The organism is Streptosporangium carneum, from assembly GCF_027922005.1.
GTDB lineage: Bacteria > Actinomycetota > Actinomycetes > Streptosporangiales > Streptosporangiaceae > Streptosporangium > Streptosporangium carneum.
Genome location: NZ_BSEV01000034.1, coordinates 74,015 through 86,079 on the forward strand (window position 1 = coordinate 74,015; position 12,065 = coordinate 86,079).

Below are 12,065 nucleotides of genomic sequence, written 5' to 3' on the forward strand. Positions count from 1 at the left end.
GGTAGTAGCGGATGTCTCGTCCTCCTGTCGGTCGCCTGCCGCTTTCCTCGGCGCAGCTCGGCGTCTGGGTCGCGCAGCGGCTGGATCCGGCCAGTCCTCGGTACAACTGCGGCGCATATCTCAAGATCGACGGCCCGGTCGACGTCGGGCTGTTGCGCGCCGCCGTGCTGCGCGCGGTCGCCGAGACCGAGGCGCTGAGGGTCCGGTTCGCCGAAGACGGCGGCCGGGTGTGGCAGGAGGTCGAGCCGGAGGACGGTGTCTGGGCCTCTCGTGAGCCGCTGCGTGTCGTGGAGGCCGACGCCGCCACGCAGGCCGCGGCTGAGGCATGGATGCGCGAGGACCTGCTCACGCCGGTGGACCTGCTGGACGGGCCGCTGTTCGATCATGTGCTTTTCCGGCTGGCCCCGGACAGCCATGCGCTGTATTTCCGATATCACCACATTCTGCTCGACGGTTTCGGGCAGACGCTCTACACCGGCCGCCTGGCGGAGATCTACACGGCGATGGCCGCCGGCCGCGACTGCGGCGAGTCCCCGTTCGGCCGGCTGGAACGGCTCATCGAGGAGGACGCCGCCTACCTCGCCTCGGAGCGGCACGCGCGGGACCGTGAGCACTGGCTGGAGGCGTTCGCCGACCTGCCGCCGTTCACCAGCCCGGCAGGCCGGTCGGCCGCGCCCGCGACCCCGGGGCCACGGACGACCGTGCCGCTGCGACCGGAGTCGACGCGAGCCCTGCTCACCGCGGCGCGGGAGACGCGGACGCGGTGGTCGGTCGTTCTCATCGCCGCCGTGGCGGCCTACATGCAGCGGACGAGCGCCACGCAGGACGTGACGCTGCTGCTGCCGACGTCCGCGCGGATGAGCCGGGCCGCGCTGTCGACCCCCGCGATGGCCGCCAACGAGCTGCCGCTGAGACTGCAGGTCAAACCCGGGACGACCCCGGCCGAACTGATCGCGCTGACGTTCCGCCGGGTGGGCGAGACGCTGGCGCGCCAGCGCTACCGGGGGGAGGACCTCCACCGGGAGCTCGGGCTCTCCGGCGGGGGCGCGGGCATCGTCGGGCCGATGGTCAACGTGATCTCCTTCGACCGGGAGACGGACTTCGCCGGCACGCCCGCCACCGTGCACCAGCTCTCCTCCGGCCCGGTCAAGGACCTGTCGTTCAACGTGATCGGCACGGCGGACGGGCACGGTGGAGTCCGGCTGGCGCTGGACGGCAACCCGGAACTGTACGAGGCGGCCGACCTGGCAGGCCACCGCGACCGGTTCATCGCCTTCCTGGACCGCTTCACCGCCGACCTCGGACGGCCGCTGGCCCGGATCGAGCTGCTGGGGGACGCCGAACGCGGACGCGTCCTCACCGAGTGGAACGACACCGCCCGGGAGCACGGGCCCGGCAGCCTGGCCGAGCTGTTCGAGGCGCGGGCCGCCGAGCACCCGCACCGCGCGGCGGTGTCGTCCGGCGACCGCGTCCTGTCCTACGCGGAGCTGAACGCGCGGGCCAACCGGCTGGCGAGGGCGCTGGTCAGGCGGGGAGTCGGCCCCGAGCAGTTCGTCGGCGTCGCGCTCGCGCGCACCGAGGAACTCCTGGTGGCGCTGCTGGCGGTGGTCAAGACAGGAGGGGCCTATCTGCCGCTCGAGCCGGGGCTGCCGGCGGAGAGGACAGAGGCGATGCTGGAGGACACCCGGCCTCGGCTCATCCTGACGTCCGAGGCCCACGCCTCGGACCTGCCCACCGGGACCGTCCCCCTCCTGCTGCTCGACCGCGACGACACCGAGCGGGAGCACGCCCGCCTCGACGGCTCCGATCTGGACGACGCCGACCGCGGCGGCCCGATCCTCCCGGCCGCCCCGATCTGGACGATGTACACGTCCGGCTCCACCGGACGCCCCAAGGGCGTGGTGGTCTCCCACGGCAGCGTGCTGAACTTCCTTCTCGCGATGCGCGACCGGCTGGTGCTGGGCCCCGACGACCGGGTGCTCGCCCTGACCCGGCTCGGGTTCGACCCGTCGAGCGTCGAGCTGTTCGTCCCGCTGCTCAGCGGCGCGAGCGTCGTCGTCGCCGAGACGGAGCTGACACGGGACCTGCCCGCGCTGCGGCGGCTGATCGCCGACGCCGGGATCACACTCGCGCAGGCCACCCCCAGCCTGTGGCGCGCGGTGCTGTCCGCGGGGACCGCCGGGCTCTCCGGCGTGCGGGTCCTGATCGGAGGCGAGGCGCTGACCGGCGAGCTGGCCCACGGGCTGCTGGCGTCCGCACGGTCGCTGACCAATGTGTACGGGCCCACCGAGACCACGGTCTGGAGCGTCGCCGCAGAGATAGACCGGACCACGGCCGCCGCGCCGCCCCTGGGCAGACCCGTGGACAACATGCGGGGCTACGTGCTGGACAGCGGCCTGCAGCCGGTGCCGCCCGGCGTGACCGGCGAGCTGTACATCAGCGGAGCCGGCGTGGCCAGAGGCTACGCGAACCGGCGCGGGATGACCGCCGAGCGATTCGTGGCCGACCCGTTCGGCCCGTCCGGCACCCGCATGTACCGGACGGGCGACCTGGTGCGGTGGACCGCCGACGGATCATGGGAGTTCGTCGGCCGGGCCGACGACCAGGTGAAGCTGCGCGGCTTCCGGGTCGAACCGGGCGAGATCGAATCGGTGCTCGCGCGGCACGGCGACGTCCGGCAGGTCGCCGTGCTCGTGCGCGAGGACCGGCCAGGGGACAAGCGCCTGGTGGCCTACGCGGTGCCCGCGGAGGGGGTGGTGCTGGACCAGCACGCGCTGCGCCGCCACGCGGCCCGGGTTCTGCCCGACTACATGGTGCCCGCGGCGATCGTCACGCTGGAGACGCTGCCGCTCACCCCCAACGGCAAGCTCGACCGCCGGGCGCTGCCCGTCCCCGAGTACGCCCGGGGGGCCGCGTCCCGCGCACCGCGAGACGACCGCGAGGCGCTGCTCTGCGACCTGTTCGCCGACGTGCTCGGACTGCCCGAGGTCGGCGTGGACGACGGGTTCTTCGAGCTCGGCGGCGACAGCATCATGACGCTGCAACTGGTGAGCCGGGCCTGCGCGGCCGGGCTGCCGATCACGGCCGGGGAGGTCTTCGAGCGCAAGACGGCGGCCGCCCTGGCCGAGGCCGTGGCGGCCGGGGCCGGCGCGCAGGAAACGGGCGCGCCCGCCCCCGCCGACGTCGTGCTGACACCTGTCACACAGGCGGAGTTCGACAGCCTGTCGGCCATGGTCCCCGGGCTGGAGGAGGTGCAACCGCTCTCCCCGCTCCAGGAGGCGATGGTCTTCCACAGCCTGTACGCCCCCTCCGGGACCGACCCCTACGTCATGCAGCTTCTCCTCGACCTGGAGGGGCCGACCGACCCCGGTGCGCTGCGCGTGGCGGCGGAGGCGCTGCTCCGGCGCCACGCCAACCTGCGGACCGCGTTCCGGCAGCGTCCCTCGGGCGAGTGGGTGCAGCTCGTCGTGGCGGACGTCCCCCTCCCGTGGCAGGAGGTCGACGTGTCGGGACGGCCCGCCGCCGAGCAGGAGGAGGAGATCGAACGGCGGGTCCGCTCCGAACGCGACCTGCGGTTCGACCTGTCCGCCGCCCCGCTGGTCAGGTTCACCCTGTTCACGCTGGGACCGGCCCGTCACCGTCTCCTCATCACCAACCACCACGTGCTGTGGGACGGCTGGTCGCTGCCGCCGCTGGTGCGCGAACTGCTGGCCCTGCACGCCGGCGACGGCCGGGGAGCGCTGCCGTCCGCCGCTCCGTACCGGGACTATCTGGCCTGGCTGGCCCGGCAGGACCGACAGGGGGCCCGCGCGGCCTGGCGGGAGGCCCTGGCAGGCCTGCCCGCCGCCTGCCTGGTCGCCCCGGACGGCGCGGCGGAGCCCGGATGGCCGGAGCACCTGCACTTCGAGCTCGACCGCGCGGCCACGTCGGCGCTGGCGGCGCGGGCGCGCTCGGCAGGTCTGACGCTCAACACGGTGGTGCAGGTCGCCTGGGCGCTGACGCTGTGTCGGCTGACCGGCCGCGACGACGTGGTGTTCGGGGCGACCGTGTCGGGCCGCCCGCCGGGGCTGGCGAGGGTCGAGGAGATGGTGGGCCTGTTCGTCAACACCGTGCCCGCGCGGGTGCGGGTGCGCCCGGAGGAGTCGCTCGCCGACCTTCTGTCCCGGGCGCAGCGGGAGTGGTCGCGCCTGCTCGACCACCAGTACCTCGACCCGGCGGAGATCCAGCGGCAGGCCGGGCTGCCCGGCGGCGGCGAGCTGTTCGACACGACGACCGTCTTCTACAACTATCCGCTGGGCGAGGCCGGGCTGGGCCGGCCCGTCGGGGAGCTGCGCGTCACCGCGGCGCAGGTCAGGGACGCGACGCACTACCCCCTGGTCCTGGCGGCCACCCCCGGGGACAACCTGCGCTTCCGGCTCGAGCACCGGACCGGCGCCGTCGACCGCGAGGCCGCCGCGGCCGTCGAGGCGCTGTTCCGCGAGGTGCTGGACGCGATCGCGACCGATCCCGGCCGTGCCGTCGGCGAGACGGCGGCGCTCGGGGACTCCGTCTCCTGGACAGGGGAGCCCCGCCCGGCCGCCGAGGCGACGTCCGCGGGCTCGGGCCGCCGGCCGAGGAACCCGCGGGAGGAGATCCTCTGCGGGCTGTTCCGCGACGTCCTCGGCGTGCCGAAGGTGTCGATAGACGACAGCTTCTTCGACCTGGGCGGGCATTCGCTCTCGGCGGTGCGCCTGCTGAGCCGCGTGCGGACGGTCCTCGGCGCGGAGGTGTCGATCGCCGACCTGTTCGAGGCCAAGACCGTCGCCGGGGTCTCCCTCCTGATGGAGGAGGCCGTCGGCGGACGGAGACCGGCCGTGACGCCCGCGACGCCCCGCCCCGGGCGCGTCCCCGTCTCGCCGGCACAGCGCCGACTGTGGTTCCTCAACCACATCGAAGGCCCCAACGCCACCTACAACGTGCCGCTGTCCCTCACCTTCTCCGGCCGGCTCGACGTCGAGGCGCTGCGGGCCGCGCTGGGCGACGTGGTCGACCGGCACGAGAGCCTGCGGACCGTGTTCGCCGAGGACGACGCGGGGCCGTACCAGGTGGTTCTGGAGGCGGGCGTGCGGCCGGACCTGGAGCTGGTCCGGACCTCCCCGGACGAGCTGGAGGAGCGCCTGCTGCGGGCGGCCCGGCACCCGTTCGACCTGTCGGCCGAACTGCCGCTGCGCGGATGGCTGTTCCCGGCCGGGGAGCCGGGCGGAGAGCACGTGCTGCTGCTGCTGGTCCACCACATCGCCGGCGACGGCTGGTCGATGGAACCGCTGGGCCGCGACCTGATGACCGCCTACGCGGCACGCTCCCTCGGCCGCCCGCCCGCCTGGGAGCCGTTGGCGGCGCAGTACGCCGACTACACGCTGTGGCAGCGGGAACTGCTGGGCGCGGAGGACGACCCCGACAGCCTGGCCGCCCGCCAGCTGCGATTCTGGGAGGCGGAGCTGGCGGGGCTGCCGGAGCAGCTGGAGCTGCCCCTGGACCGGCCGCGTCCGGCCACGGCCACCCACCGGGGCGACACGCTGCGGCTGAGAGTGCCCGCGGCGCTGCACGAGCGCCTCGCCGACGTGGCCAAGGACTGCGACGCCAGCGTCTTCATGGCGGTGCAGGCGGCGCTGGCGGCGTTGCTGACCCGGCTGGGGGCCGGCGCCGACATCCCCCTGGGGACGCCGATCGCCAACCGCGGCGACGAGGCGCTGGAGGACCTGATCGGGTTCTTCGTCAACACGCTGGTGCTGCGCACCGACACCTCGGGGAGCCCGACCTTCCGCGAGCTGCTGGCCCGGGTGCGCGAGACGAACCTGACCGCCTACGCCCACCAGGACCTGCCGTTCGAGCGGCTCGTGGAGGTGCTCAAACCCGAGCGGTCGTTGTCGCGGCACCCGCTGTTCCAGGTGATGCTGGCGTTCAACAACACCGACCCAAGGACGGTGCTGCACGAGGCAGGCCGGCTGCCGGGGCTCACCGTCACCGGCGACCCCGTCGGCACCGGCACGGCCAAGTTCGACCTGCTGTTCGCCTTCACCCAGCACCACGACGCGGACGGAAGGCCCGCCGGCCTGGAGATGGACCTGGAGTACAGCCTCGACCTGTTCGACGAGGAGACGGTCTCCGCGCTGGCACGGCGACTGCTGCGGATGATGGAGGCGATCGCCGGCGACCCGGACGGACGGATGGACGACGTCGATCTGTTCGACCCCGGTGAGCGCGAGCGGATCCTGCGAGAGTGGAACGGCTCGGCACGGGAAACCGTGGACGGCACTCTCGCCGCGCTGTTCCAGAAGGCGGCCGCCGCGACACCCGACGCCGTCGCCGTGGTGGCGGGCGATGACACGCTGACCTACGCCGAGCTGAACGGCCGCGCCAACCGGGTGGCCCACTGGCTCATCGGCAGGGGAGTCGGTCCCGAGGACATCGTCGCGCTCGCGCTGCCCCGGTCGCCGGACCTGGTCGTCGCCCTGCTCGGAGTGCTCAAGGCGGGCGCGGCCTACCTTCCGCTCGACCCGGACTACCCGGCCGAGCGCATCGCCTACATGATTGAGGACGCCGCCCCGCGGTGCCTGGTCACCGACGCCTCCGGCCCCGAGACGGACATCCCCCGGCTCGTGCTGGACGAGGCGGGGAAACAGGAGCTCGAGCGGTCGCCGGACACCGATCCGGCCCTCTCCCTCGACCCGTCCGCCGCGGCGTATGTGATCTACACCTCCGGCTCCACCGGGAACCCCAAGGGCGTCGTCGTCACCCACGAGAACGTGGTCCGGCTGTTCGCCACCGCCGAGGCGTCGTTCGGGTTCGGGCCGGACGACGTGTGGACGCTTTTCCACTCCTACGCCTTCGACGTCTCCGTGTGGGAGCTGTGGGGCGCGCTGCTGTACGGCGGACGCCTGGTGATCACCTCGTACCAGGTCAGCCGCACCCCCGAGGACTTCCTCGAGCTGCTCGTCCGGCACGAGGTGACCATGCTCAGCCAGACGCCCTCGGCGTTCTACCAGCTGATGGCCGCCGCCGCGGAGAACGAGGAGAAGGCCCGGGCGCTCACCCTGCGGCGCGTCGTCTTCGCCGGCGAGGCACTGGACCCGGCGCGGCTGGAGGGCTGGTACGAGCGCCACGCCGACGACGCGCCGATGTTGATCAACATGTACGGCATCACCGAGACCACCGTCCATGTCAGCTATCTGGAGATGAGCCGGCGCTACCCCGGGCCGGAAGGCGGCAGCGTGATCGGGCGCGGCCTTCCGGACCTGGGCGTCCACGTGCTCGACGAGCGGCTGAGGCCGGTCCCCGTGGGCGTTCCCGGCGAGCTGTACGTCACCGGGGCGGGGCTGGCGCGCGGATACCTCAACCGGTACGACCTGACGGCGACACGCTTCGTCGCCTCCCCGTTCGGCGAGGACGGCGAGCGGATGTACCGGTCGGGGGACGTGGCACGGTGGACGCGCGACGGCCAGCTCCAGTACCTGGGACGCAGCGACGACCAGGTGAAGGTCCGAGGCTTCCGGATCGAACTGGGCGAGATCGAGTCGACGCTCGCACGGCATCCCGGCGTCGGCCAGGCGGCGGTGATCGTCCGCGAGGACAGGCCGGGCGACCGGCGCATCGTCGCCTACCTCGTGGGTTCGGACACCGTCCCCGCCACCGCCGAGCTGCGCGCCTGGATGGGCGAGCGGCTGCCCGGCTACATGGTGCCCTCGGCGTTCGTGGTCCTCGACGCGCTGCCGCTGACCACCAACGGGAAGCTGGCCCGCCGGGCGCTTCCCGCGCCGGAGTACGAGACGACGACTGGCGCGACGGCTCCGCGGAACGCGCGCGAGGAGCAGATCTGCGCCCTGTTCGCCGAGGTCCTCGGGCTCCCCCGGGTGGGAGCGGACGACGGCTTCTTCGACCTCGGCGGGGACAGCATCCTGTCGATCCAGCTGGTGAGCCGGGCCCGTCGAGCCGGGCTGACCTTCACCGCCCGCGACGTCTTCGAACGCAGGACGGCCGCGGGACTGGCGGTCCTGGCCGCGGCGGCTCCCGAGATCGAGGAGGAGCCCGACTTCGGCTCCGGCCCCGTGCCGCTCACCCCGATCGTTCGGTGGCTCGCGGAGCAGGGCGGCCCCGTGGACGAGTTCCACCAGTCGGCCGTGGTCCGGGTCCCCGCGGGGTTGGACGCCGACCGGCTGGCGGCTGCGCTGCAGGCCGTCCTCGACCATCACGACGCGCTGCGCATGCGGCTGACCGTCGCGAACGGCGTCTGGTCGCTGGAGGCGGGCGAACCCGGCTCGGTCCAGGCGGCCTCCCGCATGGTCCGCGTCGACGCCGCCGGACTCGGCGCGGCCGATCTCGGCACGCTGATCGCCGAACGCGCGGTCGCCGCCAGGCAGGGGCTGGATCCGCAGGCGGGGACGATGCTGCGGGCGGTGTGGTTCGACCGGGGAGCGCACGAGCCGGGCCGGTTGCTGCTGGTCGTCCACCACCTGGCGGTGGACGGCGTGTCCTGGCGGATCCTGTTCGAGGACCTCGCGGAGGCGGGACGGGCGGCGCAGCAGGGCTCCCGGCCGGAGCTGCCACGGGTCGGGACCTCCTACCGGCGCTGGGCGCGGTCGCTGTACGCCGCCGCCGCCGACCCCGTCAGGGAGGCCGAACTCGGCCGGTGGATCGAGGCGAGCCGGGGCGTGGAGACGCGCCTCGGGCCGCGCCCGCTGGATCCGGCGACGGACACCCACGCCGTGGCCGCGACCGTGACCACCCGGCTGTCCGCCGAGGCGACCGAGGCGCTGTTGAGCCAGGTGCCCGCGCTGTTCCACGCGGGACCCCAGGACGTCCTGCTGACGGGACTGGCGCTGGCGCTGGACGAGTGGCGCGGCGGCCGACGCGGCGGCCTGCTCGTGGACGTGGAGGGGCACGGCCGTGAGGAACAGGCGGTGACCGGAGCCGACCTGTCCCGCACCGTCGGCTGGTTCACCAGCATCCGCCCGGTCCGCCTCGACCTGGGGGCGTTCGACCGGGCCCAGGCCTGGGCCGGGGGGCCCGCGCTGGGCCGGCTGCTCAAACGGCTCAAGGAGCGGCTGCGGGAGATGCCGGACGACGGGATCGGCTACGGGCTGCTGCGCTACCTCAATCCGCGCACGGAACCCCTCCTCGCCGCGCTGCCACGTGCCGAACTGGCCTTCAACTACCTGGGCAGGTTCACGACCTCCGCGGCGTCCGACTGGGCCCCCACGGGGGAGGACCCCGGCACGGGCCAGCACCCCGGCATGCCGCTGCCGTACGCGGTGGAACTCAACGTGCACGTCGAGGACGGCCCCGACGGGCCCGAGCTCGTGGCCGCCTGGACCTGGGCACGGGAACTGGTCGGCGACGTCTGCGAGCTCGCCGAGACATGGCGTCGCGCGCTGGGCGTCCTGGCCGGGCTCGCCGCCGATCCCACGGCGGGCGGGCTCACCCCCTCCGACGTGTCGCTCTCGCAGCTCAGCCAGAGCGACATCGATCTTCTTCAGGTGGACTTGGAGACGTTCTCATGAGCCGACAGCAGACACCGATCGAGGACATCCTGCCCCTGTCGCCGCTGCAGGAAGGGCTCCTGTTCCACAACGTCTTCGACGAGGACGCCCAGGACGTCTACGTGGCCCAGATGATCTTGGATCTCGAGGGGCGACTGGACGGCGCCGTCCTGCGGCGGGCGGCGGAGGGCCTGCTGCGGCGGCACGCCGCCCTGCGCGCGGCGCTTCGGTACGAGCGCCTCAGCCGGCCGGCGCAGGTGATCATGCGAGAGGTTCCGCTGCCGTGGCGGGAGATCGATCTCACCGGGCTGCCCGAAGCCGAGGCCGAGTCCGCGGCGCGGCGCGCGGCGGACGAGGACCGGACACGGCGCTTCGACCTGAGACGGCCTCCGCTGGTCCGTTTCACCCTGTTGCGGCTCGGCTCCACCCGGCACCGGCTCGTCCTGACCAACCACCACATCCTCTGGGACGGCTGGTCGCTGCCGCTGGTGTTGCGCGACCTGCTGAAGCTGTACGCCGACGGAGGGGACCCGCGCGGCCTGCCGAGCGTACGGCCCTACCGGGACTACCTGGGCTGGCTGGCCGGACAGGACGCCGACGCCGCGCGCGCCGCGTGGCGGGAGGCTCTGGCCGGGCTGGAGGAGCCCACCAGGATCGCACCCGGTGACTCCTCACGGACGCCCACGATTCCACAGCAGGTCAGGTTCGGTCTGTCCGCGGAGCGCACCGCGGCCCTCACCGAGCACGCCAGAAGCCGGGGCCTGACGCTGAACACCGTGGTCGAGGGCGCCTGGGCGGTTGTGCTCAGCCGCCTGACGGGCAGGGACGACGTGGTGTTCGGCATCACCGTGTCGGGACGGCCGCCGGAGCTCGACGGCGCGGAGTCCATGGTCGGGCTGTTCATCAACACGCTGCCGCTGCGCGCCCGGCTGCGGCACGCCGAGCCGCTGGCGGGCATGCTGGCCCGGATCCAGGAGGAGCAGGCCGCGCTGCTCGCCCACCACCACCTGGGACTGCCGGAGGTCCAGAAGCTGGTGGGGCTGGGCGAGCTGTTCGACACGTCCATGGTGTTCGAGAACTACCCCGTGGACGTCGCCGAGCTGACCCGCCCCGTCGCTGCGCTCCAGGTGACCGGCGCCGAGGGCCGGGACGCCAGCCACTACGCGCTCGGCCTGGTCGCCGTCCCGGGAGACGAGCTGAGGTTCCGGCTGGACCACCGGTCCGATCTCGTCACCGAGGAACAGGCCCAGACGGTGGCGGAGCGGTTCCTGCGCGTGCTCGACGCCCTGGTGGCCGACCCCGACCAGCCGGTCGGCCGCCTGGAACTGCTGAGCCCCACGGAGCGCGACAGGCTGCTGGGGGAGTGGAACGCCACCGCGCGTGAGGTCCCCGGCGGACACATCCCCGCCCTCTTCGAGGCGCAGGCGGCCAGGACGCCCGACGCGCCCGCGATCGTCTTCGGCGAGACCGTTCTGTCCTACGCGGAGCTGAACGCCCGCGCCAACCGGCTGGCGCGCCACCTGATCCAGCGCGGCATCGGGGCCGAGGACGTCGTGGCCACGGCTCTGCCGCGTTCGCCCGAGCTGGTGGTGGCGCTGCTGGCGGTGCTCAAGGCGGGCGCCGCCCACCTGCCGCTGGACCTCGGCTACCCGGCCGAGCGCATCGGCTTCATGCTCCGGGACGCGGCGCCCGGACTGCTGCTCACCACGACCGATCAGGTCTCCTCGCTCCCGGACGGTCCGCCCCTGCTGGCGGTGGACGACCAGGAGACGCTCCAGATCCTGGCCGGCCGCTCCGGCGTCGACGTGACGGACGCGGACCGGGTCCGGCCGCTGCTCCCCGCCCACCCCGCCTACGTGGTCTACACATCCGGATCCACCGGCCTGCCGAAGGGCGTCGTGGTCTCGCACGCCGGGGTGCCGAGCCTGGTCGCGGGCCAGGTCGACGGGTTCGGCATCGACCGGGACAGTCGTGTCCTGCAGTTCGCCTCACCCAGCTTCGACGCGGCGGTGTCCGAGCTGTGGACCGCGCTGCTGTCGGGCGCCTGCGTCGTGCTCGCACCGGCGCGGCGGCTGCTCGGGCCCGCCCTGACGGAGGAGATCCGCGAGCGGGGCGTCACCCACGTCACGCTGCCGCCGGCGGTCCTGCGGGTCCTCCCGCAGGACGCCCTGCCGCCGGACGTCACCTTGATCGTGGCCGGGGAGGCCTGCGCGGGCGACCTGGTGGAGACCTGGTCCGCGAATCGCCGCATGATCAACGCCTACGGGCCGACCGAGTCGACGGTGTGCGCGTCGATGAGCGGGCCGCTCTTCGGAGGCGACCCGCCGCCGATCGGCAGACCCATCGCCAACACCAGGGTCTACATCCTGGACGACGCCCTGCGGCCGACGCCCCTCGGCGTCGAGGGAGAGCTGTACGTCGCCGGGTCGGGGTTGGCGCGGGGGTATCTGCGGCGGCCGGGGTTGAGTGCGGAGCGGTTCGTGGCTGATCCGTTCGCCGGGGACGGTTCGCGGTTGTATCGGACGGGGGATCGCGCGCGGTGGACGTCCG

General features: G+C 73.6%; 2 protein-coding genes. Both read left to right on the forward strand.

The window, feature by feature from the left end; all coding sequences use genetic code 11:
• Positions 1-11 precede the first annotated feature (11 nt).
• Positions 12-9,536: a non-ribosomal peptide synthetase gene (locus PKF00_RS39460; RefSeq protein WP_271222868.1), complete on the forward strand. Its 9,525-nt coding sequence runs from the start codon at positions 12-14 to the stop codon at positions 9,534-9,536.
• Positions 9,533-12,065: non-ribosomal peptide synthetase (locus PKF00_RS39465; protein ID WP_271222869.1), on the forward strand; the 2,533-nt coding region annotated here is incomplete at its 3' end. The genes PKF00_RS39460 and PKF00_RS39465, both read left to right, overlap by 4 nt.

What these genes read in the sequence shown, in the direction of transcription:
- PKF00_RS39460 (WP_271222868.1), top strand. Translation starts at nt 12, where the DNA reads ATGTCTCGTCCTCCTGTCGGTCGCCTGCCGCTTTCCTCGGCGCAGCTC.